The sequence below is a fragment of the Taylorella asinigenitalis ATCC 700933 genome, assembly GCF_000687755.1.
Taxonomy (GTDB): Bacteria; Pseudomonadota; Gammaproteobacteria; order Burkholderiales; family Burkholderiaceae_B; genus Taylorella; species Taylorella asinigenitalis.
Window position 1 is genome coordinate 1 of record NZ_JHXN01000011.1, and the last position, 25,639, is coordinate 25,639.

The 25,639-nt window shown below is 38.0% G+C and carries 28 protein-coding genes and 2 pseudogenes; 7 read left to right on the forward strand and 23 right to left on the reverse strand.

The window, feature by feature from the left end; translation table 11 throughout:
• Positions 1–149: 149 nt before the first annotated feature.
• Genes cas2 through cas5c form a run of 6 tightly spaced genes read right to left on the reverse strand, consistent with a single transcriptional unit; the run spans position 150 to position 5,534 of the window.
• Positions 150–443 carry a CRISPR-associated endonuclease Cas2 gene (gene cas2, locus T432_RS0106330; protein WP_028884610.1) on the reverse strand — a complete coding sequence of 98 codons (294 nt, stop codon included), beginning with the start codon at positions 441–443 and terminating at the stop codon, positions 150–152.
• Between the two features lie 2 nt (positions 444–445).
• Positions 446–1,459: a type I-C CRISPR-associated endonuclease Cas1c gene (gene cas1c, locus T432_RS0106335; RefSeq protein ID WP_028884611.1), complete on the reverse strand. Its 1,014-nt coding sequence runs from the start codon at positions 1,457–1,459 to the stop codon at positions 446–448.
• The gene (cas4, locus tag T432_RS0106340) at positions 1,443–2,072 is read right to left on the reverse strand and encodes a CRISPR-associated protein Cas4 (protein WP_028884612.1); all 630 of its coding nucleotides are present in this window, start codon (positions 2,070–2,072) and stop codon (positions 1,443–1,445) included. The genes cas1c and cas4 overlap by 17 nt, the downstream gene beginning before the upstream one ends.
• Positions 2,062–2,910 (reverse strand): type I-C CRISPR-associated protein Cas7/Csd2, encoded by an 849-nt coding sequence (cas7c, locus tag T432_RS0106345; protein ID WP_028884613.1) that lies wholly within the window; start codon positions 2,908–2,910, stop codon positions 2,062–2,064. Before cas7c ends, cas4 begins: the two co-directional genes overlap by 11 nt.
• A 12-nt stretch (positions 2,911–2,922) precedes the next feature.
• A complete protein-coding gene (gene cas8c, locus T432_RS0106350) occupies positions 2,923–4,815 on the reverse strand; it encodes a type I-C CRISPR-associated protein Cas8c/Csd1 (RefSeq protein ID WP_028884614.1) in 1,893 nt (630 codons plus the stop codon).
• A 2-nt stretch (positions 4,816–4,817) separates the two neighbouring features.
• Complete coding sequence (gene cas5c / locus T432_RS0106355; RefSeq protein WP_028884615.1) at positions 4,818–5,534, reverse strand: type I-C CRISPR-associated protein Cas5c; 717 nt, start codon at positions 5,532–5,534, stop codon at positions 4,818–4,820.
• Between the two features lie 813 nt (positions 5,535–6,347).
• Here cas5c and T432_RS0106365 point away from each other — a divergent pair.
• From T432_RS0106365 to T432_RS08320, 3 genes and pseudogenes are all read left to right on the forward strand, one after another.
• Positions 6,348–9,281: a DEAD/DEAH box helicase gene (locus T432_RS0106365; RefSeq protein WP_028884616.1), complete on the forward strand. Its 2,934-nt coding sequence runs from the start codon at positions 6,348–6,350 to the stop codon at positions 9,279–9,281.
• Positions 9,282–9,809: 528 nt separating this feature from the next.
• A pseudogene (locus tag T432_RS08700) lies at positions 9,810–9,872 on the forward strand (hypothetical protein); the annotation flags it as partial.
• A gap of 22 nt (positions 9,873–9,894) precedes the next feature.
• The gene (locus T432_RS08320) at positions 9,895–10,065 is read left to right on the forward strand and encodes an oligopeptide/dipeptide ABC transporter ATP-binding protein (RefSeq protein WP_439645526.1); all 171 of its coding nucleotides are present in this window, start codon (positions 9,895–9,897) and stop codon (positions 10,063–10,065) included.
• Positions 10,066–10,882: 817 nt separating this feature from the next.
• On the opposite strand, the gene rpmA is transcribed toward T432_RS08320, so the two are convergent.
• The 4 genes from rpmA to rpe all read right to left on the reverse strand — a co-directional run bounded on the left by rpmA (position 10,883) and on the right by rpe (position 12,962).
• Positions 10,883–11,149 carry a 50S ribosomal protein L27 gene (gene rpmA, locus T432_RS0106380; RefSeq protein WP_013522010.1) on the reverse strand — a complete coding sequence of 89 codons (267 nt, stop codon included), beginning with the start codon at positions 11,147–11,149 and terminating at the stop codon, positions 10,883–10,885.
• A 12-nt stretch (positions 11,150–11,161) separates the two neighbouring features.
• Positions 11,162–11,470 carry a 50S ribosomal protein L21 gene (gene rplU, locus T432_RS0106385; RefSeq protein ID WP_014110913.1) on the reverse strand — a complete coding sequence of 103 codons (309 nt, stop codon included), beginning with the start codon at positions 11,468–11,470 and terminating at the stop codon, positions 11,162–11,164.
• Positions 11,471–11,656: 186 nt separating this feature from the next.
• Complete coding sequence (locus tag T432_RS0106390; RefSeq protein WP_028884618.1) at positions 11,657–12,190, reverse strand: HIT family protein; 534 nt, start codon at positions 12,188–12,190, stop codon at positions 11,657–11,659.
• A 28-nt stretch (positions 12,191–12,218) separates the two neighbouring features.
• Positions 12,219–12,962, reverse strand: a complete 744-nt coding sequence (gene rpe / locus T432_RS0106395; protein ID WP_028884619.1) for a ribulose-phosphate 3-epimerase — start codon at positions 12,960–12,962, stop codon at positions 12,219–12,221.
• A 74-nt stretch (positions 12,963–13,036) separates the two neighbouring features.
• Here rpe and mltA point away from each other — a divergent pair, with 74 nt between their 5' ends.
• Together mltA and T432_RS0106405 are read left to right on the forward strand one after the other, a co-directional pair.
• Complete coding sequence (gene mltA / locus T432_RS0106400) at positions 13,037–14,308, forward strand: murein transglycosylase A (RefSeq protein WP_028884620.1); 1,272 nt, start codon at positions 13,037–13,039, stop codon at positions 14,306–14,308.
• A 19-nt stretch (positions 14,309–14,327) separates the two neighbouring features.
• Positions 14,328–15,167, forward strand: a complete 840-nt coding sequence (locus T432_RS0106405) for a DsbC family protein (RefSeq protein ID WP_028884621.1) — start codon at positions 14,328–14,330, stop codon at positions 15,165–15,167.
• Between the two features lie 30 nt (positions 15,168–15,197).
• Here the strand turns inward: T432_RS0106405 and T432_RS0106410 are convergent, their stop codons facing one another.
• From T432_RS0106410 to T432_RS0106425, 4 genes are read right to left on the reverse strand one after another with little or no spacing between them, the layout of a single operon-like run.
• On the reverse strand, positions 15,198–15,701 hold the full coding sequence (locus T432_RS0106410) for a TlpA disulfide reductase family protein (RefSeq protein ID WP_028884622.1): 504 nt from the start codon (positions 15,699–15,701) through the stop codon (positions 15,198–15,200).
• A gap of 13 nt (positions 15,702–15,714) precedes the next feature.
• Positions 15,715–16,425, reverse strand: a complete 711-nt coding sequence (locus T432_RS0106415) for a BON domain-containing protein (RefSeq protein ID WP_028884623.1) — start codon at positions 16,423–16,425, stop codon at positions 15,715–15,717.
• Positions 16,422–17,015, reverse strand: coding sequence for a phosphoheptose isomerase (locus T432_RS0106420; RefSeq protein WP_028884624.1), 594 nt, complete (start codon positions 17,013–17,015; stop codon positions 16,422–16,424). Before T432_RS0106420 ends, T432_RS0106415 begins: the two co-directional genes overlap by 4 nt.
• 54 nt (positions 17,016–17,069) lie before the next feature.
• Positions 17,070–17,477, reverse strand: a complete 408-nt coding sequence (locus T432_RS0106425; RefSeq protein ID WP_028884625.1) for a YraN family protein — start codon at positions 17,475–17,477, stop codon at positions 17,070–17,072.
• Positions 17,478–17,526: 49 nt separating this feature from the next.
• Between T432_RS0106425 and rsmI the strand changes: the two genes are divergently transcribed.
• Positions 17,527–18,462, forward strand: coding sequence for a 16S rRNA (cytidine(1402)-2'-O)-methyltransferase (rsmI, locus tag T432_RS0106430; protein ID WP_028884626.1), 936 nt, complete (start codon positions 17,527–17,529; stop codon positions 18,460–18,462).
• Between the two features lie 95 nt (positions 18,463–18,557).
• On the opposite strand, the gene T432_RS0106435 is transcribed toward rsmI, so the two are convergent.
• The 9 genes and pseudogenes from T432_RS0106435 to T432_RS0106475 all read right to left on the reverse strand — a co-directional run bounded on the left by T432_RS0106435 (position 18,558) and on the right by T432_RS0106475 (position 25,053).
• Positions 18,558–19,040, reverse strand: a complete 483-nt coding sequence (locus T432_RS0106435) for a septal ring lytic transglycosylase RlpA family protein (RefSeq protein WP_015552155.1) — start codon at positions 19,038–19,040, stop codon at positions 18,558–18,560.
• Between the two features lie 12 nt (positions 19,041–19,052).
• Positions 19,053–19,928: an RNase adapter RapZ gene (gene rapZ, locus T432_RS0106440; RefSeq protein WP_028884627.1), complete on the reverse strand. Its 876-nt coding sequence runs from the start codon at positions 19,926–19,928 to the stop codon at positions 19,053–19,055.
• A gap of 9 nt (positions 19,929–19,937) precedes the next feature.
• The gene (gene hprK, locus T432_RS0106445; protein WP_014110925.1) at positions 19,938–20,873 is read right to left on the reverse strand and encodes an HPr(Ser) kinase/phosphatase; all 936 of its coding nucleotides are present in this window, start codon (positions 20,871–20,873) and stop codon (positions 19,938–19,940) included.
• Between the two features lie 154 nt (positions 20,874–21,027).
• Positions 21,028–21,471, reverse strand: a pseudogene (ptsN, locus tag T432_RS0106450) (PTS IIA-like nitrogen regulatory protein PtsN); the annotation flags it as partial.
• A gap of 12 nt (positions 21,472–21,483) precedes the next feature.
• The gene (lptB, locus tag T432_RS0106455) at positions 21,484–22,242 is read right to left on the reverse strand and encodes an LPS export ABC transporter ATP-binding protein (protein ID WP_015552158.1); all 759 of its coding nucleotides are present in this window, start codon (positions 22,240–22,242) and stop codon (positions 21,484–21,486) included.
• Positions 22,239–22,859, reverse strand: coding sequence for a lipopolysaccharide transport periplasmic protein LptA (gene lptA / locus T432_RS0106460; protein WP_028884629.1), 621 nt, complete (start codon positions 22,857–22,859; stop codon positions 22,239–22,241). The genes lptB and lptA overlap by 4 nt, the downstream gene beginning before the upstream one ends.
• 3 nt (positions 22,860–22,862) lie before the next feature.
• Positions 22,863–23,450 carry an LPS export ABC transporter periplasmic protein LptC gene (lptC, locus tag T432_RS0106465; RefSeq protein WP_248646292.1) on the reverse strand — a complete coding sequence of 196 codons (588 nt, stop codon included), beginning with the start codon at positions 23,448–23,450 and terminating at the stop codon, positions 22,863–22,865.
• 37 nt (positions 23,451–23,487) lie between these two features.
• Complete coding sequence (locus T432_RS0106470; RefSeq protein ID WP_028884631.1) at positions 23,488–24,066, reverse strand: KdsC family phosphatase; 579 nt, start codon at positions 24,064–24,066, stop codon at positions 23,488–23,490.
• A 9-nt stretch (positions 24,067–24,075) separates the two neighbouring features.
• Positions 24,076–25,053 (reverse strand): KpsF/GutQ family sugar-phosphate isomerase, encoded by a 978-nt coding sequence (locus T432_RS0106475; protein ID WP_028884632.1) that lies wholly within the window; start codon positions 25,051–25,053, stop codon positions 24,076–24,078.
• Positions 25,054–25,101: 48 nt separating this feature from the next.
• Between T432_RS0106475 and T432_RS0106480 the strand changes: the two genes are divergently transcribed.
• Positions 25,102–25,638 carry an adenine phosphoribosyltransferase gene (locus tag T432_RS0106480; protein ID WP_014110932.1) on the forward strand — a complete coding sequence of 179 codons (537 nt, stop codon included), beginning with the start codon at positions 25,102–25,104 and terminating at the stop codon, positions 25,636–25,638.
• The last annotated feature ends 1 nt before the right edge of the window (position 25,639 follow it).

Sequence of the window (25,639 nt, forward strand, 5' to 3'; positions counted from 1 at the left end):
TACTTATTCTTAATGCTTATAATCGCTAAGCTATTAAAGTAATAAGGATTCAAATTAGAATTTTAGCAAAAGTTCAAAAACTTTTTGATTTTTAAAGAACAAAAGTATCGCTAATCTTATCTTAATCCAATGTTAACTAGAGGTTAGCGTCAAAGAATTAAAGGGTCCTTATAAATATCTATTGAAGGTTTTGCACCGTGATGTTCAACCTTTCCCCGCCATTTGCTTCCCAAATTGTAGAATCTCAAACTGTCTTTTTCAGGGTCGTATAAATCTAGCAATGTAGTCTTTAATTTTATCCACTTTTCTGGATCTATATCACATTCAAATACCGAGTACTGAACTCTTATTCCGAAGTTTTGACATGCATTCGATATTTTTTTCAATCTTTTAGCACCTGAACTGTCTTTCATGTCCACATCATAAGTAATTAGTATTAACATGTTCACCTCATTAGGAATGGTGGATATTCCTGTAATTCACCTCTTATATGACGAGCCAGCAATTGCGATTGTATATGTGGAATTAACCCTATAGGTACTTTTTCGTTGATATAAGGATGTATTATTAATTCTTGTTTTTTTGATTGATAAATACTTAAGATTTTTTTTCTTAAATCATCTTTCATCCTAATTGCACCGCTTAGCTCAAACTCAAATCCATTTACATCTATTTGCTTTAGATTTATCATTGTAAGAACAAGTCTATCAACCAACCATGCTCTTAGCTCTTCTAGGATATCTAAACTCAAACTACTTCTCCCTGACCTATCTGAATGCAAAAAACCAACCTGTGGATCAAGCCCTACACCTTGTAAAGCACTTGTTATATCATTAGATAAAACTGAATATAAAAATGAAAGAAGGGCATTCACTGGATCAGTCGGAGGTCTTTTAAATCTTCCATTAAATCTAAAGTTTGATGGTTTAAGTATTAAGGTATCAAAGACAGAGAAATACCTTGAAGCTGCATCTCCTTCTAAGCCAAGCAGTGATTGTTTAGAAGTTATATTTTTAATATTGTTTAAAATAAACGTTAAAGAATCTATTGTTGATTCTATTTCTGAATTATTCGAATGATTCCTTATGAATCTTTGTAAAACACGCTTAGAGGATTGAATCTTCGCAGCAATTATATTTTTAGCAATCGGCAAAGGGCAGTTATCTGCCATTCTATATTGATTTTTTCTAAGTAGTACATTTCCATTTTGTTTTCCAACATATCTTCCTAGAAATCTTCCATGTTCAGTATATAAACACAAAAGAACATTTTTTTCGCCACAGAAACCTACTAGAAAAGGAGATATTAATACATTGCCAAAGCAGAAAATTTGCCCAATTGAGTGGATAGGAATTTGAGCAACTTTTTTTTTATCAACTTCCAAAACGATTGTATCCCTTTCTTTGTGTAAATAACTACCTTGAGAAGTAACATAAATTGAATTAGTCAATTTCTTCATAAGAACTTTCGTAGAGGTTATCAATATATTCTTTAGTTTTATCTAAACTTATTATATTTGGCAAACAAGTGTCATATATAGAGCAAGATTTGCAACTAGAGCAAAGTATGGGATTTGGAGCTTTAGGATTATCAAACAAAATTTTAACTTCGTTTATTAATGAAATGGTCATATCTCTAAGTTCATCTGTGAAACAAACTTTATGTCTAGCTTTATTTAGATCGTACCAAATGTAACCATAGCTGAGTTCAACACCTAACATTTCTTCTAAACATAAAGCTTGAGCACAAACTTGAACCTCGTCCATTTCATTTGGTTTAGGCTTTCCTCGTTTATATTCAATGATGGTAATATGATTCATATCTGAATATTCAATCAAATCTATAAGCCCTGACATTTGGTATTTATGAGAAACGATTTGAATATTTCTAACTTGTTTTATGTTGTTTCTTGAATCTGAAACTCCAGAATCAACTTTTGTATGTATCAATTCACCAGAGGCTGTTAGATAGTTTTCAGCCCAAAGCCCCTCAACATAAATAAGGTACGCTTGTCTTTTGCAAAAGGCATAATGTTGAAGGGCTGAAAGTTGAAAATAGGGTTTATCTACCATCTAAAATTTCAGGTTTTAATTCACTGAGATCATTAATGTTAAATGAACCATCTGAATTTACTTCTAAAGATTGATGAACTTTAGCTGATGAATGCTTACCTAATTTGGAATCGTGTTTCCACCAAATTAGCTTTAATATTTCCATGCTACCCTCAGGTCTCGCAGATGAAGCATCTCCCTCAAACATAGATAACATAGCATTTTTAAGTATGTCTGCATCATCATTAGAAAAGCCTGTTTTTTCAGCTAGCTGAGGTGAAATTGAGCCAAATGATACATAAACAGCTTCATCTATTCTATGTTTCATACCCATAGTATCGGAGCTTTTCTTTTTTCCATCTCCAGATCCGCTAACACTTTTTGTAATCTGTGTAGATGTGATATTAACTGGGTCAACTGAAAAAGCAGGTTGAATTGTTACGGGGCCTCTTATTCCTATTGATACACCTTCTGATTCACCTGCTTTCTTTTTTATAGCAAAAACTTGACCGAAAGCTCTGACATCGTACCATTTTTTGCATGCGTTCTCGTATGCAGTATTTCGATCATTAAATCCTTTTTTACCTAATCCATGCTCTTCATCTTCTGCTCTTTTTTCTAGAGTGGTAATGCCATCCACATTATTATCATCAGACTGAACAAAAATTTTGAATCCATCTTTGTTTTCATTGAGTGATAAGATTCTGTTACGAATTTTTCTCTTCAAGCATACATCACTAATTTCTCCGAGACCATCAAAATTTACTCTCGGTCTATTACCGTTAAGTGGATCTCCATTTGGATTAGCGTTTTTTACTTTTATGATTAAAGCAAAGTCAATTTTATTATCTAAAGACATTATTTTCTCCTATTAATTTAAAGTTGATTCTTCTGTTGTATCAGTGGTTTCTGAATGAGTGTCAGAGCCCTTTCTTTTATATATTTCATTTAACTGGCAATGGTATCCTAATAAAAATTCAGGACTAAGTGCCTTGTCATTTTTATAGCTATCTTCATCAAATAGTTCCATAATTTCTCCAATTATTATGTCTGGATTGCCAAATCTATATCTCTTTGAATATATTTTTAGCGAATCGTAAATTACCTTCCAAGTTGTATAGGGACGAGTTGAGAATCTTTGGAAATATCTCTCCGCAGATGTATCTCTTTTAGAGCCAGGCTCAATATCTTTAATTACTGAATCTTCTACTGCCTGTGCTACGGCCAAGAGCCTACCGTATAGATAATCTCTTGATTTGTTTGTTAAGTTAAGTGACATTTCAACCTCCTTATTTAAGTTTCGAATAGAGTATCCTTTGAAAATTGAGCAAGCCAAGGATATGTTTTTTCTGCGTTTAAAATTGTCATATTTCAATGGGTTACATGCATTATGAAAAGCTTTAGAAACCAAGTCCCACGGAATTTGTAAATTGTTAATTTGTATTGGGATTAAGTTTGATAAAATGGAAGTTTTTAAAGTAGTGGATTCGTTTCCATATAGTTCGTTAACTATAATCCATGGTGAAGGGCTGAATTCATATGCTTCACCCTTAATAGAAAAAGTCCATGACAAATCCTCAATCCATTTGTTTATATTCCTCAAATAGTCATCTTTAAGCATTTCTCGAAAGTAGAGTATTGATCTCCTACCAGGAGAAGCAGATTTAAAGATGATTATTGAAATCTTATCGCTGTCAGATAAGTTATTACTAAAACCAGCAAGTTTTTCTTTTAGTTTTTTAGATGCTTGAAATCCATAAGAAGAAGTCCAATCAGGTTCACTGTTCGTTTCTTCATCATCAAAAGGATTTGAAGGTTCTTCAATTTCTAAAGTTGGCAATACTATAGGTTTCAAATTTAAATTAGCCCAAGAAATTATTTCAATGTTATCGTAAGTAAAAGATTGACCCCTCTCTTTTAGCCATCTCAACATAGCGTGCAATTTATAAGAGGCTTCAACTGAAATTGTCGCTGCTTCGTGAGCTTCTATTGCTCTTCCTCTGTATGTGAAGCCTTTTGAATCATTAGATGAAATTATTTTTTCTCTGTCCCCTGCGTTCGAAATTTTGCAAGAGTAACTTGTAGAATAAGTTTTGTTTTCGCCATAATAAAAACAGAATTTTTTGTCAAGTTTTGTTGAACAAAAGTCGATCCAAGAGGAAATTAAATTTTCATCACTCCACGATTGATATGAGTTGCCTGCAGAGTCAATTACTGACCACACTACAAATAATTTATCAACATCACCCTTATCAGTTAAGGAATAAATTAATTTTTGTTCATCTGAGATAGCGAGTACATTGTTATTTAACAGGTCTTTAATTAGAGATTTTTTATTTACATATTTGTTAATAGCTTGGAGAACTTTATAACTTTCAGTTTTGCTCCACAGACCTATTAACTCTAAATATTTGGAATTCTTTTCTTCAAATTTATTTACTTCTTTAGGTGTGGAAAAATAGTCTTTTAGATCTCCAGCAACATAGCCTAGATTATCAGCGAGTGGGTGTGGTTCGGTGCCACTAGTTCTGGAATCGGACTGGGGTGTTACAGGAATTAAATAAGATTTATTTTTGCTTTCTGAAGAAATTGTTTCTACTGATTTGAAATTTCCGTCTATATCAATTGTTACTATTAAATCAACTTTCTGTTTGTTGTGCAGAATGGGTGTTAATGGTTCAATCTTCTTGGATTCGTTTATATTGGATTTTATATCTTGATCAATAAAATCATATGCTTCTACTAAAGAACTAATCCAACTCATTTTTACTCCTCTATCTCTGAATAGAGATTATTAGTATTGTTTATGCTTTCTTCCCCAAAACATTTAGTAGGTCTCATTTCTCTTATGAAATTGACTTTTAATTTAGGGTCATTAATTTCTGGAAAGGAAATAATTCCCTTTTTCATTTCAGCTGACCAGAATCTGTTTATTAATTTATTTTCCCCAGTTTCTTCAGGATATCCGTAACTGTGAAACATATTCCCAAAAGTTAAATCTGCATCATCATAAAAGCCATTCCCTGAATTAAATTCACAAGGTTCAACATAGCCCTGGCATTCTCTTGAGCCTAAGAAAATATCTTGACGGCCTCCTCTCTCCAACATCCTTTTGGCAATGGATGAGTGCTTCTCCGTATTTCTATCTTTTTCGAGTTCTACCCAATTTTCATTCCATGTGAAATGTGCTAGAACTTGATATTCAACGTTTGTTAGATATGTGTAGTAGGATAGGCTGTTTTCGTCAACGTTCCACTTTCTAGGCTTCATTGACTTACTTGCCATTTTGATTGGATTAATAATTCTTATTTTGTCAATATACCAAATAAAAGTTGGTTTCCAATATATACTTTTAACTATACCTTTTATAGCTTCATAAGTTGGAACTTGATATGTAAATTTTTCGCCACCTAACTTAGTAAGTGGGTCAGTGAATAAAGCTTCTCTTCCCCATACTTTAAAACTTAAGTAATTTGATTCCATGCTGCATCTCCACAAGAACTTTTTTATATGATAGGAGATATGTCATAAAATGTAAAGTAAATTATAAATTAAAGTTAAATTTGTTGTATTTAATTCATAAGTACTTTAATCTAGGTTCACCGAAGTTTATACCTTGCACTCTTTCGATTTAAGAATATTGCACATATGAGGGTTTATTGGATATAGCCCACTCCAGGCCCCATGTAGTTAGCTAATGATCTTTTTGAAAATGTCCTATAAACTACAGATGTTTCTCAAAAGTAAATAATCAGAGAATTAAGTTCTAAGATAAACAAACTTTTTCTAAATTACGAAACTGAGAAGAATGTGGCATATTTATCTATATTAGAAGGTAGCAGATAAACGGCCATGCCAATTAAGAATTAGAGATATGATTTGGATCAATTCTGTCTTATGTTTGAAGATAGAATTACAAAGTATCTATATTCTATTTACTCCAAAATTTACAGGCAACTAATTAACTTGCTTTCAATAAATAACAATAACCTCACCACCCATTGTTTTCCTACTTTTACAGCCTTGTGAACTTTGGCGTTTTACCAGTTGATGTGTATTGGTGGGTAGAGCTCATACTAATTCATCTTATAATTATTTTGATCTGATATACCTATTTTTACGACTCCACCTGTAACGGTAGACATTACATATATAACACCCTTAACCATGAAAACTCCATAAATCTTTTGTGATTAGTTGAAACAAATTAATAATCATGATACATCTTCAAAATTATGTTGAAACATATAAGTCTTTGTGGTGTAAGTATTTTTAGAACTTAATTGGAGGATAGGGATGTCAAACAAAAATAAAATTTTGGATTCTTGGATATTGGTTGAGCAATTATCCGAAGGTGAGATAAAGCCTAAAGAATATGAATCACACTCTAAATTTGATTTCTCACACTCAAAATTAGAGGATTATGATTATTTTGATTTGTTTACGCAAAAAATTAATGTCACTAAAGGAGATGAGCATTTACTTGCACTTTACTTGAACTACATAAAATTTGAAGAATTAAACAAGATTCTTAAATTAGTGCCAAGTGAAGAAGCTTATAAATTTGATAGAAAATTTTCTATAGCAATTTATTTTGATAAAGAATTAAAACTGATGACAAAAGAGATTTTTGTAACTGTTTCTTCTTTCATTAAAAATAAGAATGCAATTCCATCTATAAAAGACTTTCAGGATTATGAAAATAATATTAAACAGTCTATTTCAAGCTTATTTCCAAATGAAAATATAGTCAATTATAGAGAAGTTTTTAATGAAGGTATCAAAAATCTTTTTAAAAATTTTCTTGTAGATAAAGTTAATAGTGGATTCAAAGTATATTCATCCTTAGAAAGGGAAAAATCAAATTTGCATTCTTTCTTCATAAAGGATCTTCAAAAAGCGAAAGTCCTTAGTACTAGAAATTTAGATAATTATCTAATTGATAATTTAGATGCACGTTTGCGTCATAGAGTTAACTTAGTAACAAAAGTTGAGTCAGATGATTTCAATAAAAAAACTATAAGGGCTTTTCTCAAAATACTACAACCAAAAAATTATCCTATTTCTAGATTTCCATCTTCTCCTAAATACGCTTTGAGTTTAATGCAACAGGTTGCGGTTAATTTATCTGTTCATGATGACAGTAATACAATTAGAAGCGTAAATGGACCTCCAGGCACTGGCAAAACCACTTTGTTAAAAGATATTTTTGCTCATTTAGTGGTTGAACAAGCCAAGGAAATATGTTCTTTGAGTAATAAAAAAATAGAGGGTACAGAGACCACGAAGTATTCTGATACCAAGTCTATAGGTGTACTGCAAAAGCAAATTTCTGATAGAGGAATAGTGGTAGCCAGTTCAAACAATGGAGCTGTTAAGAACATTGTTGATGAACTTCCAAAAATTGAGTCAATTGCTGATGAATTTAGAGAAGCAATTCTACAGGTAGATTACTTTAAAGACGTAGCTAACTCAAAAGAAAATTCAGATAATGATCGATGCGAACAAATCAATTCAAAAGGCTGTAAAAACTGGGGACTATTTTCAAAAGAAGGAGGTAAAAAAGCTAATATCAATCAGATTTTAAGTGCCCTTGATGGCGTCATAAAAGATTTGAAAAACAATCCAAATCCTAACTCAAATGTTTATGAAGAGTTTAGAAATCACCTCAAAGAAATCAACGAATTCATAGTAAAAAAACAAAAGGAATTTGAACATCTTAAAAAACAAAAATTCTTTTCAAAAGATATATTAAAGCAATTTCACAATGAAGGAATTAAGTTAGAAAACCCTGGCAGTATAGTTAATAAAGCTATAGTTTGCAAAACTGAGCTTGAGAAAGTTCGTGAAAATATAGCGAAAGAACGCGAAGCTTTTAAGTTAAAAAACTTGCCTCAGCCAAAATGGTACGATTTTTGGAGTAATGAAAGGAAAGAATTAAACAATTTAAAAAGTGAACATAATAAAAAACTCAAACCTTTAAAGAAACAAGAACAAGAACTATTGACTCGCTTTAATTACTTAAAGCAAGTTCATAAAATAGCTTCTGAGGCAAACAAAACAATACTTGATTTCACTGATGGCTATGAATCATTGCATCTAAGTAATCCCTGGTTTGATGCTAAATTCAGAGAAATGCAGTCAAACTTATTTATAAGTGCATTAAAAGTTAGGAAGCAATTTCTTTTAGAAAATGTGGATAACCTAGAAGCGGCACACTGCATTTGGAAGGAACAACTATATAAACCTAAATCTAAATTTATGAACGATGCGGTTATTACTCAAGCGTGGAATTGGATTAATTTAACTATTCCTGTGATAAGTACAACTTTTGCAAGTGTTTCAACTATGTTCAAAAATCTAGACAATGAGGTTATAGGTAATTTATTCATAGATGAAGCTGGTCAAGCTCTTCCACAGGCAAGTGTTGGTGCAATATTTAGAAGCAAAAGAGTTCTTGCTGTGGGTGATCCAGCTCAAATCAAACCCGTTCTCACATTAGATCCTGTGATACTTGAGATGATAAGAGAGAAATTTAATGAAGTTAAACCTGAAATTCCTAAAACTTATCTTTCTGAAAATTCTTCAACTCAAACATTGATTGACAGAATTAGTAAATATGGCTTTTATAAGAATAAGAAAGATGATAACTGGATTGGCATACCACTTTGGGTTCATCGTAGATGTAAATCTCCAATGTTCGAAATCTCTAATCAAGTATCCTATGATGGAAATATGGTGCAAGGGAAAACTGGTGATATACGTGGTAAAGCAGAGTGGTACGACGTTACAGGTTCTGCAGATGATAAATACGTAGAGGAGCAAGGCGAATGTTTGGTTAAAAAGCTAAAATATTTAGAAGATAATAAAAAGTTTTTTGTTATTTCCCCTTTCAAAAATGTAGCTCAGAGACTTATTGAAAGACTGGATTCTGAAGGCTTCGTTAGAAGGGATAAAAATGGAAAAGTAACAAATATTGGCACTGTACATACATTTCAAGGCAAAGAAGCTCCTATAGTATTTCTTGTATTGGGTGCAGACGAAGAAAGTAAAGAAGCTGCAAAATGGGCAATGGGTAAAGACCATCCTAATATTATGAATGTAGCTGCTACTCGTGCTAAAGAGGAGTTTTATATTATCGGTAATAAAAAATTGTATCAGGGATTAGAGAGTACGGTCGTTGATACAGCAATAGAAAAAATCGAAGAATTCAATATACAAAATAAATAATAAATACTTAACAGCTCCTCCACATCCCGCACCCCACATCTTAAGTGGGGTTTTTTCATCTTAAATTTATTTCTCAATACTAAGTACATCTCTCCCACAAATTAGCCATTTCAAAGCTGATCAACACATCAACCCTACCATTCGTGGAACCTCACCCCAACATGCCAAAGTCTACTATTAAGTACCTTCAGACGCACATACCACCCTCTCGTAACCGCTCAACCCCCCAGCCTTTGGTTAACCCTAATATATTGCCCTAATATTAATTAATAATATTGTTTATGAAATTTCCTTGGAGGATATTACAGGTATATAAAGAAAACTATTTTATATGTTGCTATCGCAAGCTTTGCCACTATAGGATTGGCTCAGTCGGCAAATGTACCTGCGGGAACTGAACTAGCAGCTAAGCAGGAGTTTAACAGGAATAATGGTACGAATCCTGCTTCATTCGACCCACAAAAAATCGAAGGCGTTCCTGAGGGTAACGTTGCACGTCAAGTATTCGAGGGCTTAGTTACTTCGGATGTGAAAGGTAATTTAAAACCAGGTGTCGCTGAGAGCTGGGAACATAGCGATGATTTTAAAACTTGGACCTTCCATCTTCGCAAAGATGCGAAATTGTCTAACGGCGATCTTGGAGGGCGATCTGCCTTCTCCAATCAATCCTCCATCTGGATGTGTTTTCAGAACGCGATGCCCAATTGCCGATAACAATTGGGCACAAATTAAGCCTGAGTTAGTGGGCGATAGAGTTCATAAAGTTGCTTGTTTGAAGTCTTAGTAAAACTGATTTGAAAAAACAGCAATTGTTTGAGGGAGTCCCCGTGTTTTGCGGGGCTTTCTTTTTTTATAATCTTTTTGTTCAAACTCATTGCCATGGAATGGGTTTGAAATGTTGGCGTTACAGTTTTGGTATCTACGGGATTAGGATATTTTTGTCCAGCACTAATTGCTTAAATAGGATGGGGCATTTAATATTTATTTACTTTTTTTGCATTTGAAAGAATCATGGTCTTCTTTAATAAATTAGATAGAAATCAAAAGGATGGATTGGCAAACTTTTTTGATTTAATTTCTGTACCTTCACTAATTGCTTTTGTATTGGATATGTTTGGATTTACTCAACTTTCAAAAATAGAATTAATCGCTTTACTAGTGGTGTTTGTGCTATTATTTACGTGTTCACTGACTCTTAGGAGGCTAGAATGGCAGGAGCAATAACACTATTTACGATTGGGATTGTAGCTGTACTTATTACAGCTTATGTAATTGCGGCTGATAAGTGGGGCAAATAATCACTTGACTCATATCCTATTAACTTCCGTTCATGTGAGCGGAGTTTTTTGTGAGTTTTAATTTTGTAAATCCGTTCTAATATTTCAAGACAGCTTTATATATTCTAAGTGCATCTTACATAAATAAAACAATACACAGAGATGCAATTGCGTGAATAAATACGTTAACCATGCCGTACACGAATCTATACAGTGAGTGAGAATCTAGCATACCCAATGAAACTAAGATTTTTTTAGTACACCATAAAAAACCCCGTTCAAATCGAACGGGGGAATTCTTCATAGTTTTAAAACTAATGACAATTAGTTCTTAGTTGATTCAACAACTGAAACTGTATGTTTATTAAGAGCTCCACGATGAGAGAACTTAACTACGCCATCTTTAAGTGCGTATAAAGTGTGATCTTTACCCATGCCTACATTTTCGCCTGCATGTACACGAGTACCACGTTGACGAACGATAATAGAGCCAGCATTAATAGCTTGATCACCGTACACTTTTACGCCTAGGCGTTTCGACTCGGAGTCGCGACCGTTGCGGGTGGAACCGCCACCTTTTTTCTGTGCCATGTGATACTCTCCTTAAGCGATAGATTCGATTTGAATCTCAGTAAAATTTTGACGATGTCCTTGGCGCTTTTGATAGTGCTTACGACGACGCATTTTGAAAATACGAACTTTTTCGTGACGTCCGTGCGAAAGAACCTTAGCTTTAACCACAGCACCATCAACAAATGGAGCACCCACTTTAAGCGAGTCGCCTTCACCTACCGATAAAACTTGGTCTAGCGAGATTTCAGCACCGATGTCTGCAGGTATCTGTTCTACCTTTATTTTTTGGCCTTCAGCAACACGATATTGTTTGCCTCCAGTTTTTATGACCGCATACATTTAAGGTTAACCTCTAACTAAAATTAGAAAAACTATCATTTTAGTAAATGTGGCAATGCTTGTCAATCTAATCTATATTTATAAGCTACTGATTTACAACAAGAAAGCTTAATGGCGGATACATCCCACAGCCACACTCCACAGCCGCAACCTAAAGCCGCACTCCACGGACACCTTCACCCAAGCCTAATTGCAGCCGCACTCCACAGCCTTATCCCCAATCGAATGTTTTATAAACGCATCAAGCAAAGCCGCATGATACTCAGGCACCATCTTATAAAGTTCAGCCAGCTTCGCTAAATATGCATCATCGCGCTCACGCATATTGTCGCTCCAAAAGCTATTTGGATAACGCAAGTCCCATGAGAATCGCGGTATCACGTGCCAATGCAGGTGCGGTACTACATTCCCGAACTGAGCAAGATTCACTTTAACAGCTTTAAGTAAGTTGCGTTGAACGCCTTCAATTAAATAAATATGGTCCATTAAATAATGACGGTCGGCAATGCTTAAGTCCGTCATCTCTTTAGAATGATCCTCCCAAATGACGCGTGTATACATCGGGAAATCGGAGTCATTTGCATTGATAACTCGAAGCTTTGAATCGCGATAGATAAATGTGCCACCTAAAGCCTGACAGAATTCGCAAGTCTCTGTGTCGGTCGCAAGATTGTGATTGCAAGGGCTGCAAGTATCGTGAATGTGATTATGTTCGCTCATACGGGTACTTCGCTTTTTTTAAATCTGATTAGGAACTTGTGCTTGTTATTGTGCTTAGTTTTGAGTCCGCAGAAATTCTACTACGCATCTCAGAGATTACATCCTTATAATTAGATGCCCCAAAAATTGCGGAGCCTGCAACAAAAGTATTAGCTCCAGCCGCATAAATCTGAGCGATATTATCGAGCTTAACCCCTCCGTCCACTTCTAGAAAAATGTCTCGCCCTGATTCTTCACGGTAAGCATCTAACCGTTTACGTGTGTCTGCAATTTTCTTATATGCACTTGGTAAAAATGACTGCCCTCCAAATCCAGGATTTACAGACATAAGTAAGACTACATCTAGCTTATCCATGACATAGTCCATATATTCTAAAGGAGTGGCAGGATTGAATACTAAACCCGCAGAACATCCTTGGTCGCGGATTAAGCTTAAAGTGCGGTCAATATGATGCGAGGCCTCAGGATGAAAAGTAATAATATTGGCCCCAGCTTTTGCGAACATAGGAACAATGGCATCAACTGGCTCTACCATAAGGTGTACATCAATTGGAGTGTCCCCTGCGTAAGGCTTAATCGCTTCGCACACCATAGGACCTATAGTCAAATTTGGAACAAAATGATTATCCATCACATCGAAATGAATCCAGTCCGCACCAGCTGCAATAACTTGTTCGATTTCCTGGCCAAGACGTGCGAAGTCAGCTGAAAGAATACTGGGGGCAATGCGAATGCGACTCGCCTCTCGAGTGTTATACTCAATATTTGACATATTTGGTCACCTATTTTTTGCAATTATTATACATTCGCAGCTCGAATTAGGCTCGGATTAGGCACGGTTAAATAATGAAAAAATTACTATTATCAGGGATTGTTTTGGTGTTGGCTGCATGTGCAGGGCCTAAAGGAGGTGGGTCAGGTTCAGAAGTATCAAAGGGTGAGGCTTTTGATATGAGAGCCCCGTTGAGAGTACCTGACATTGCCACATTGAAAGATACTAAGCCCCGAAAATTAGTTGGAAAATATGTTAAGTCGGATTGGTCTAAGTTGCCAGGTTGGGCTCAAGATGATGCGAAAGATTTATGGCTCGGGATGTATAACAATTGTCGTGGATTGATTAGACCAGTGTCGGGGTCGTTGTCATTGCCAGCTAGGGCGGCACCGCGTGATTGGGTGGGTGTGTGTTCGAAGGTTGCGGCTATGGGTCTTGATGTAGATGCACAAACTGCTAAGCAATTTATACAATCGCAGCTGCAGCCTTGGGCTGTGTTTAAGTCAAATAATACATCTAAGGGCATGGTCACGGGCTATTATGAGCCGGTTGTGCGTGGGTCTCGCTCTGCAGGGGGTGTCTATCAATGGCCTATGTACTCTGTACCGTCCGATTTGATTACCGTAGATTTAGGGCGTGTGTATCCTGAACTTGCTGGTAAGCGTGTACGCGGTAAGCTTGTGGGGACTAGATTAGTGCCTTATGATACTAGAGGTGATTTTAGTAATAGAACTTCGAGCGAAAAATCTAAGGTTATTGTATATTTAGATGACCCAGTGGAAGCCTTTTTCTTGCAAGTACAAGGATCAGGCAGGGTTATGCTTCCAGATGGTTCAGCCTTAAGATTGGCATATGCGGACCATAATGGGCGTCCATACTCATCTATCGGTAAATGGCTTGCAGATAGGGGTGAGTTGCCCATTGCCAAAGCATCTATGCAAAATATTAAGGCATGGGCTCAGCAAAATCCAAATCGCGTGCCTGAGATGTTAAATAGCAATCAAGCACTCGTGTTTTTTAGAGAAGAGCCCATTGTGGATGCTGTAGTCGGTCCTAAAGGTGCATATGGAATTCCACTGATTGCAAAGAGGGCCATTGCCATAGACCCAACTGTAGTTCCTTTGGGGTCACCAGTGTATTTATCGACTACAATGCCTGCAAGCTCTGAGCCGTTGCGACGTATGGTTTTTGCTCAAGATACTGGAGCGGCAATTAAGGGAATCGCAAGGGCGGATTTTTATTGGGGCAGTGGACCTGAAGCGGGTCAGCTTGCTGGTCGTATGAAACAAGACGGATTTATGTGGGTCTTATGGCCTAAGGATGCGGGTCAACCATCCGCTCGATAATTTTTTTATAGAGGTACATGTGAAATTAAAATTTAATTCTATATTTGCGGTGCTTGCTTTGTCTTCATTTGCTTCTGTTGTAGCGGCTCAAAATGCGGCTGTGGTGCCTCCTATGGGGGCCGTGGAGAAAGCACCTGTTGAACAAACTAAAGCGGAGAAGGCTGAGGCGACTTCGGAAAAATCAAAGGTGGAGAAAGCGGGGGCATTGCCACAAGAGAAAATTAATGCAATTACATCTAACATCGAAAAATCTTTTGGCGTAAAGGTGCTTGAAGTGAATGCCACTCCATATACGGGCCTGTACGAGGTTTTGACAAATGAGACTATTGTCTACACAGATGCGGATAGTTCGTTCATTCTTGCTGGGCATTTATTTGATACGAAAACGACCGACAATCTTACTCAACAACGCGTGAAAGAACAGTCGGCGAAGGCGTTTGCAAAATTGCCTGTGGGTGAGGCTGTCAAGCGCGTTAAAGGCAAGGGTACTAGAAAACTTGTGACATTTGAGGATCCGAATTGCAGGTATTGCAAGGCTCTATATAAGGAGCTTGAGCAAATGGATGATGTCACTATCTATACTTTTTTAGTGCCTCTATTAGCTAAGGATTCTGTAACTAAGGTGCGTGATATCATGTGCTCATCGAATCCTGCATTGACATGGCATGAATGGATTGAAAAGGGCCAAAAGCCTGCTCCTCATAGCAAAGCGAATTGCGAAGAGCCGAATCCTAAAACTCTCGATTTAGCTAGAAGCGTGGATGTAAGGGGTGTTCCAGTGATTTTATTTCCGAACGGGGAGCGTCGAAATGGTTTTGTGCGTCTCTCTGAAATCGAAGAGATAATTTCACAAAAATAAAAAAATGGGAGGACATGACACCTCCCTTTTTTATGATTGCTGTTTTAGTGTATTTTCTAAAGTTTTGAGGAAATCCTCAGAATTATATTTTCCTACGAAGGATTTTACGATCTCTCCGTTTCGATCAAGTAAAAACATAACGGGAGTGAATCTAACATTACCGTAAGTTTTAGCCAATGAGCCATCTAAATCGTATGCAACATTAAAAGGCAATTTCCACTCATTTACGAAATTCTTAATAGCACCCAAATCATCATATTTCATAGCTACAGCCATGATATCAAATCCCTGAGGCTTATATTTTTCGTAGTATTTAATGACATCAGGCATATTAGCTACGCAAGTGGTGCAAGTGGTTGCCCAGAATTCGACAAGCGTAACTTTGCCCTTTAAGTCCCCATGCGAGAGTTTTTTTTCTGAAATAAGCTCATATTTCAAATCTTCCAAAGGATTTGAACTACTGCGATTCAAAAAATAAAATCCTGCAGCGATTAAAACTATAGCGGTAATAATAGGTAAAACCATTTTTTGCATAGGCAGTTTTCTCCTAATTCACTGGAAATGTTTGTACGCCTGAAGCAGGTTTGCTTACAGGGGCTGGTTGAGCGGGTGCTACAGTAGTAGGCCCGCTATATGAGTTGTTTTGAATTCGATTGTATGTCGGTGCAATAGTCTTGTTTACGGGATCGATAATATCGAACACTTTTACAACTCGCTTAACGCCTTTAACTCTAGAAGCTGCATTTGCGGCTTTATTCGCTTCATCCGCTGTAACTTCGCCCATCAAATACACAACTCCCTGAGATGTTGTGATGGCAATGGGCCTGCTTGGTACGTTTTCCGCTAAAGTCAGCTCTGTGCGAACTTTAGACGTAATCCAGGAGTCGTTCGTTCTCGATTTAAGAGATGACTTAGGTCCCACAACAAGCTCGTTTACAATATATTTAACATCTTTTGATAACTTAGCAGCCTCAGTAACTCTAGCTTTTTCTTCTGCTGAGGCAACCTCGCCTGTAATCAAAGCCCTCTGATTAAACGCCGCAACATTAATGCGTGAAGTGTCAGGATTTACGACCTTTTTCGCCTCATTGGACACCGCAATATCGATTGTTTTATCAGTAAGCTGCATGCCAGTCGTTCGCCTGTCGCTAACAACAACAGCCGTCACAACAGCAGCCGTCCCAACAGCCAATGGCACGCAAGCTGTAAATGTACTCGCAGCTAATGTAGATAAAAGTACTGTTTTGAAAAATCTCATGACTTATCTCCGAAAAGGATGGCATCAATACCATCACACAAAATATGTAATAGAAGAATATGAACTTCCTGTATGCGCATCGTTCGATTACTTGGGACGCAAAGCTCAATATCATCTTCGCGTAAAAGCCCACGCATAGCCCCACCATCGCGTCCTGTCAGTGCTATGACCTTCATGCCCGCATCATGGGCCGCATGAATAGCCTCGATAACGTTTTTAGAATTTCCGCTTGTACTGATGGCAATGATAACGTCGCCCTCAACCCCAAGCCCTCGCACCTGTCTTGCAAATACATCATCGTATCCGTAGTCGTTTGATACAGCCGTCATAATCGATGTGTCCGTATTTAGTGCAATGGCTGGCAATGCATTCCTCTCTCGCTCAAATCGCCCAATCAATTCTGCTACAAAATGCTGTGCATCAGAAGCGGAACCGCCGTTTCCGCAGGCGAGGATTTTCTTATTTGCTTTTAGGCAAGCATATAAAGTTTGAATAGACCGCTCAATAGACACACCGAGTGCCTCCAAGGCATCGATATGAGCCTTAGCGTTTTCCTCAAAGTGTGATTTAATGCGTGTTTGGAAATCCATATTTATTCATTTTGCCAAAAAATTTTGCTAATAAGAAATTATAGAGTATTAAATTTATTGCAATATGTTTTTAATCCAGTCCATAGACTCAGCCCCAGCCACACCGTCAATATAAACGACATCAAAACGCATCTGATAATTCTTTACATGCGGATAACTCGCTTTTATTGATGGCAATAAATACGTGGCCGTCATCCTAAATCTTTTGAGCTTGCGAAATGAGATGGACTCGAGGCCATTGCCAAAATTGGCTTGCTTTCTATATCGCACCTCAACAAAAACAAGCTCAAAGCCATCAGTCATAAGCAAATCTATTTCTCCAACTTTGCATCTAAGATTTTGATCCAAAAATTTGAGGCCATGAGATTCAAGAAAGCTGCGTGCTTTTTTTTCGTATTGATGTCCTGTGCGTTGGTTCGGAGAATTTAGTAGTAATTTCGGAAGCGTTTGTGTGTATGTCATTTTGTGCGAGAATAATGGTTAAATTTATATTTTCTAATTTTGACCTCTCATGTCCAAGCCTGAAGGACAATTTTGTCCACCCCATTTGCTCGATAATTTAAAACATCAAGATTGGCCAGAAGCGACTCTGTATGTGGTTTCTACGCCTATAGGGAATCTGGCCGATATTTCTTATCGTGCTATTTATACTCTGCAATTATGCGATGTGATTGCATGTGAAGATACTCGTACTTCTAAGCAACTTCTGTCGCAGCTACATATTGAGCCTAAGAAATTGATGGCTCTTCATAAATTTAATGAGACGGAATCCATAGATTTGGTTGCATCCTATCTATCGGAGGGGCTTAGGGTTGCGATGATATCTGATGCTGGAACGCCTGCGGTATCTGACCCAGGAAGTGTATTGATAGAGGCTATGCTCGGACGAGGATTTCGTGTGGTACCTATACCTGGGGCGTCGGCCGTAATAACTGCTGTTATGGCCTCTGGTGTTAGGCCAAAAGATATTTCCTTGAGTGGATTTAGTTTCTTGGGATTTTTGCCATCAAAAGCCAGTGAGCGCAAAGGATTCATAGAACAGGAATTGACTGAGAATATTCGCCCTGCGGTGGTGTTTGAATCGCCTCATAGAATCGAAGAGTCCATGAAAGATATGATGGAGTTGCTCGGTGAGGATAGGTTGATTACTGTGTGTAAGGAGCTTACGAAGAAATTCGAAACTGTTGTGAGAGGCAGTGTGCGTGAGATAGTGAATTGGCTTGCTGCGGATAGCAATAATCAGAAAGGCGAATTTGTGATTATTGTGGAGGGCGTGGGCATTGCCACCCGAGAGGGGGAGGCGGAAAGCGAGAAACTGCTACGACTGATGTTAGGGAAAGGAATTTCGGTAAAGGATGCGGTTGCTGTGGTGCATGAGTTTATGTCAAGCCCTAAAAAACCGATATACGATATGGCTCTTCGCATCAAAAGCGAGGGGGAGGGCTAGGGCTAGGGCGTGCCGCACATGGGAAGCCGCTTAGAGGCCACTTAGTAGCCGCACACGGGCCAAAAGCATGAAGCCGCTTGGGAGCCGCAAAATAGCTACTTAGCTTTCTTATCTGATTTAAAGCCTACGAGTTCAATCGTAACTTTATCCGTGCCTTTTTTGTGAATCCCCAATTGCTTCGCAGCTGCGTACGAGAGATCAATAATGCGATTTTTATGGAACGGGCCGCGGTCATTAATATGCACAATCACGCTTTTTCCTGTAGTCTCGCTCGTAACCTTAACGATACTATTAAACGGCAATTCCTTGTGAGCTGCTGTAAGGGCGTTTTGATTGTATTTCTGGCCATTTGCTGTGAGGCGGCCATGAAAGCCAGGGCCATACCATGAAGCCGTCCCAGTCTGAGTATATTCCTTTAATTTAGTAAATGGACGATAAGCTTTTCCTGCAACAGTATAGGCCTTACCTTTTTTGGCTTGAGAATCATGGTAGAAATGCGGCTGATCAGCAACGGCAGCGGCACTTAGAGCTACACCGACTCCAAGTAAAATAGAAGATAAATAAGCCTTACAGTCCATAAATATCCTAAATTAAACTCTCGCAAAATGAGAGAGTGCTCTATGCCTTACACGCAGCGGTTTATGATCTTTGAAAATATCGGCTAGTTTTTCTGCGATATAAACAGATCTATGTTGACCACCCGTGCACCCAATCGCAACCGTCAAATAACTACGAGTGTCCTGCATATACTGGGGAAGCCACTTCCGTACAAAGGTGGCAATGTCCTCGATCATCTCGTTTACTTGTGGTTTGCTACCCAACCACTCCGCAACCTCAGTGTCTAAGCCCGTCAATGGCTTAAGTTGAGCATCGTAGTAGGGATTAGGTAGACATCTTACATCAAAAACAATATCTGCACTACTTGGGACCCCGTATTTGTAACCGAATGATTCAAATGTGATTAGGGTATCTCCACTGCGAACATTGATTAATTCTTTAATCCAGTTTCTAAGTTCGCTTGGTTTAAGTAGTGAAGTATCAATTACTTGCTCACTTTCTTTAATGGAACTTAATAAGTTCTTTTCGTAGTCAATGCACTCCTCTAAAGATGGAGTATGATTTGTCTCATTTTTGATACGCTTTGTGAGTGGGTGGGCTCTTCTCGTTTCAGAAAATCTATGAATTAAAACATCGAAAGCAGCATCTAAATAAAGAACCTGGACGTTGTATCCGAGCTCTCGCATACGTTTAACGGTCTCTGGCAAATGATGAATATCGTTATGGCTTCGTGCATCAACAGCAGCCGCAAGATAATCTTCTCCCTTAAGGCTAGAGTCATCAATAAAGTTCTTTATAAGCGATACTGGTAGATTATCGACGCAATAGTAGCCTAGGTCTTCAAGCTGCTTGATAGCAACTGATTTACCTGATCCTGAGATTCCAGTAACTATCACGACAGACTTCATATAGGCCCTTTATATCTTTGAATCCTTAAGAATAGCTTCTGATTGTTTCTTCATGAAGTCACTCAGTGTATCGATGCCTCGAATCTTGAGAACCATGTTCCGCACTGCAGCTTCAACTAAAACAGCTAAGTTACGTCCAGCTGCGACTTGAAGAGTAACTTTCCTAATCGGAATGCCCAATATATCATCTGATTGCTCTTGCATAGGAAGTCTTTCGAAAAATTCTGTATTTGCCCTAACCAAATTAACTATAAGCTTTAGGCTCATCTTGCGACGTACAGCCGTCTCACCGAAAATAGTGCGTATATCCAAAAGCCCTAAGCCTCGAACTTCAAGTAAATTTCTTAGTAGTTCAGGACAACGTCCTTCAATATAGTTTGGATATGTACGGGCAAATTCAACTGCATCATCGGCTACCAATCCGTGTCCACGTGAAATAAGCTCAAGTGCAAGTTCACTTTTACCCAATCCAGATTCCCCTGTAATTAAGACTCCAACTCCTAACACGTCTAGAAAAACTCCATGAACGGTGGTTTTTGGGGCAAATCTTCTAGTGAGAAAAACTCTAAGCACATCGATAATGCGAGATGCATCAATAGGGGAGGTTAAAAGAGCAACTTTATTTATCTCACAAAATTCAATTATGGATTTAGGCGGAGGTATATCTTCAGCAATTACAATGGCTGGAACTGAGCCATTTTTTAAAGTCTCAAGGTAGTGTTTAGTTTGAGTTTTGTCTAAATTTTGAAAATATTCAGTTTCCACTACACCAAATACTTGCACCCTTTGGGGGTGCATAATATTTAGGTGTCCGATTAAATCTGCGGCTGTAGTATTCGTATCCTCAATTGAAGAAAGCATGCGATCCCCAAAGGAGTCGCTTAGATACCAACTGAACTTTAAAGTACCAGTATTTTCTTCAACTAATTCTTTAATACTAAGCATCAGTATTGTTATTATCCTCTAAGTTGGAATTTGAGTCGGCCTTGGTTTCTGCTTTGACTTGGGCTTCGGCTTCGACTTGTGCGTCGGCTTCAGCTTCAACTTCCGCTTTGAGATCAACTTCAGAATCAAGCCCATAATTAGGTTCATTTTCAGATTCCGATAGAATACTCAATACTTCTTCAGTAGTCTCAACATTAAATAATTTACGTCTAGTCTCTTCATTTGAGAGTTTTTTGGCAATCAATGCCAACAAGTCCAAATGTTCCTGAGTAGCAGATTCAGGAACAAGCAAACAGACTAGTAAACGAACATTCTCTCCATCAGGTGCATCAAAGGCAATTGGAGTTTCTAATCGAAGAACCGCAATATGCGTATCTTCTAATTTTGGAATGCGACCATGAGGAATTGCAACTCCATGCCCTAAAGCAGTGGAACCCAATCTTTCTCTTGCAAAAAGGCTATCAAAAACCGTTGCTCTGGCAATGCCATACTGATCCTCGAATATTTGTGCTACTTGCTCAAAGGCTCTTTTTTTACTTGATGCCTGAACATCAAGCAGAATATTTTCTTGTGACAAGTTAGCTGAGATTTGATTCATAATTAATTATCCCTACATACGGAAATTTTCGCCCAAATATACTTTACGTACTTCGGGATTTAGAATTATTTCATCGGGTGTGCCACTAGTTAAGACACTACCGTCAGAGATTATATATGCTCTATCGCAAATTCCTAAAGTTTCGCGAACATTGTGGTCAGTAATAAGTACTCCAATATTACGCCTCTTGAGGAAATTAACAATTCTCTGAATTTCAATAACTGCTATTGGATCCACCCCTGCAAATGGTTCATCCAAAAGAATAAACCTAGGTTTTGTGGCTAAAGCTCTAGCAATTTCAACCCGTCTTCTCTCTCCACCTGACAATGATATCGCAGGACTGGTCCTTATATGTTGAATTTGCAGTTCAGAGAGGAGATTTTCTAATTCTTCATTTAGATTGAATTTATGGCCTGAAGCCTTTGAGTGGTATTGCTGTATTTCTAGAACAGCTAGAATATTTTGCTCAACCGTGAGCTTTCTAAAAATTGATGCATCTTGAGGTAAATAAGAAAGACCTATTCTTGCTCTTTTATGTATAGGAAGGGTAGTTACTTCCACTCCATCAATTTCAATTAAACCGTAGTCTGCAGGTACTAGCCCTACAATCATATAAAAGCTCGTAGTCTTGCCAGCTCCATTAGGACCAAGAAGACCTACAATCTCTCCGCTATTAACTTCGAGACTGACATTTTTAACTACAGATCTTTTTCCGTAGTCTTTGCGAAGTCCAATGGCCTTTAAAGTACCATCAGAGTTAATTGGAATCATACTTTGTCTTTTATGATTGAAGGCATGGGCTTGCCATTATACTTTTTTTTACATTCCTCTAAAGCTTTGTTACCGTTAGCTCTAGGTTCTAATACAGAACGCACTCTGCTTGAATTGGAGCGTTTTGCTGTATATGTGTTATTTGCGTTATCAAAAATAATTTCTTCGCCAGATATACTATCTACTATATTTCCGCAAACGCTTCTCGTAATAATTGCGTTACCCTTGAGGATAATTTGGTCAGAACTTCCGTCATAAATTGCCGATTTTCCTGATCCTTTTAATAATTCATATTGCTCTGGCCGTTCATTAAAAAACTCTACCTTCTTATTTGGCCCTACAACAGCCTCACCCCTTTGGGTACCATCAGAATTTTCAGTGATATGCAATTCATCTGCTGTTAATTTCATCAATCCTCTCTGTAAAATTACATTTCCAGAGAAGACGGTCTCATTTGTATTCTTGTTATATTGAAGAGAGTCTGATAGAACGGTGGTTTTTGGTTCTTCTGCACCTTTTGAACTACCAGTGTTCATAAGATCTTTTAGACCTTGTGCATGAACAATGCTCGTAGAAAATATAGATGCTAAAAGAAAATATAAAAGTCTTGAATTCATAGCTTATCGCAACTCAGTTTTGAATCGCTTATTATCTGAGCGACCTTTGTTTAAATCTTCTGGGGCAATTTCAAGACCAGAGTTATTAAGAACATTTAGTAGTCCCGTCTTGTTATCGAAAGTCATTCCAACCCCCTTGAGTACCGAATCTCCGTGATGGACAACGACCTCACTTTTAGTTTGTATTAAACCCGTTTTTGTGTGAATTTCTAGTTTATCAGATTCGATTTTTATGTTTGGTTGATTCTCAGTTGCGGGGCGATTTACGATTGCATCCCCCTCTAGAATAATCAAATCTCCATTTTGCATTACCCTAGCTTTATTTGATCGGCCGATTGTTCTTGGATTTTTTGCATCTTCAGCTATTAAGTGGGCATCAGTAATAAGATAGAAATCATTAACAGGAAAATGCTCGATTCGCTGGCCTATAAGTCTATTGATAGCATGCCCTTGTTCATCTGAGGTGATCATTTTAAATTCCCCCGACCAGGCATCGGGTTTGTTTTTTTGCACGCTAACTTGATCTATGGGTATAGATTTTTTTGCGTATTCTGAGGCCCACCAGGTGGCAATGACCAGTAATATCAGCAAGCCAAATGCTAAAAAGGTGGGAAGTCTTTCTCTCATATTACTGTAGGTTTAATTTAGATTTGAGTGATTGGTTTAATAAACCTTGAGCAGCCAAAATAATATCAATAAATTCGCGAGCTGCCCCATGCCCCCCATCTTTAGTGCTTATCCAATGAGCGGCTTCCTTAATATACTCAGGTGCATGTGGAACACTTGCTGAGAGTCCAACAGTTTTAAGTAGGGGATAGTCTAAAATATCGTCCCCCATAAAAGCGACCTCTTTCAGACTAAGCTTATATTCTTCGAGGATGGATAACATGATTTGATATTTGTCACGGGCATTTTGATATAAGGCGTGAATTCCAAGTTCCGCTGCACGTTTCTCGACAATAGGACCTCCACGCCCAGTAATCCAAACCACCTTAAATCCGTGCTCTTTTAGTCTATTGATCCCACCGCCGTCTTGAGTATGAAATCGCTTCATAACCTCACCATCTGGACCCAAGTAAAGAGCTCCATCAGTAAGTACACCATCTACATCAAAGGCAACAAGCTTTATTTCAAGAGCCTTAAGCCTCACACTTGGCGGGACATGTGATAAAACCTGAAGTTCGCATGGAAGCCTTACTTTGTGCATATATACCCCTTAGATTACTTTTGATCTTAATAAATCTTGCATATGCAGAGCCCCAATTAATTTTTTATCGGAATCTGTCACAAGCAGAAGATTAATAGAATGCTTCTCCATAATATTCAGAGCCTCAGTGGCCATCAATGTATCCGAGATAGTTTTGGGATTTTTAGTCATCACATCGGACATCTTAAACGAGCGAATATCGCCTTGTTTTTGAATAAGTCTTCGCAAATCTCCGTCTGTAAAAATGCCAGCTGCACGTCCTTGCTTATCCGCATAGCAAGCCATACCAAGAGTTTTAGATGACATGGTTTTAAGAATTTCGTCCATACTCGCATCCTGTGACACGCATGGCAAATCGGCAAGCGGTCTCATAATATCTGATACTTTAGTTAGCAGCTTACGCCCCAAAGCCCCGCCTGGATGAGAGCGAGCAAAATCTTCGTGATTAAATTGCATAGCCTCCAAGCATGCGATAGCAATGGCATCGCCCATAGCCATAGTAGCAGTTGTACTACTTGTCGGTGCTAAGCCCATAGGACATGCCTCTCGCTCCACTCGCACACTCAATACCACATCTGAAATTTGTGCAAGTTCAGATTTAGTGTCTCCAGTTATGGCAATAATGCGAGCCCCTGACCTTTTTATTAGTGGCAATATCGTCGCAAACTCTACGCTTTGCCCAGAGTAAGAAATCGCAATTACAATATCATCCTTGGTAATCATCCCAAGATCCCCATGCACAGCCTCTGCTGCATGGACAAAATATGCAGCAGTCCCTGTCGATGCCAATGTAGAAGCGATTTTACGTGCCACATGACCAGACTTACCTATACCCGTAACGACTACACGTCCCTTACGAGTAAGAATAAGCTCACATGCCTCAATAAACTCATGCCCAATATGGGTGGCAATGTTCTGTAGGGCACTCGCTTCTATATTAAATGTAGTCCTAGCGGACTTTAAGTGATTGATTGATTTCATGCGCATATTTTAACTTAGCTTATAATAATTAAGTTACAAATCTTCCCCATAATCATGCAATACAACCCCATCGAAACAGTAAGACAAAACATTCGCACAATTCCAGATTGGCCTCAACCTGGAGTTAACTTTAGAGACATAACACCCGTTCTGCAGGACCCGCGTTGTTTTCGTATGCTTATCGATATATTTGTCTCTCGCTATATGAGTCAAAATCTCGATGTTGTTGCAGGGGTTGATGCACGTGGATTTATTTTAGGAAGTGTTGTTGCCTATGAATTGAATTTAGGCTTTGTCCCAATTCGTAAAAAAGGAAAACTTCCTTTTGATACTTTAGGCGAAGATTACAATCTTGAATATGGGAGTGCCTCAGTCGAAATACACACTGATGCTGTTCATGCTGGGCAGAGGGTTCTTTTAATGGATGACTTGATAGCTACAGGAGGCACATTGCTTGCTGCGAGTCGATTATTAAAACGTCTTGGGGCTAACATTGTGGAGGCCTGTGCCATAATCGACCTTCCAGATCTTGGAGGTTCCAAACTTATAGAAGAATCTGGAACCTCTGTTTTTAGTCTATATAAATTCTAGT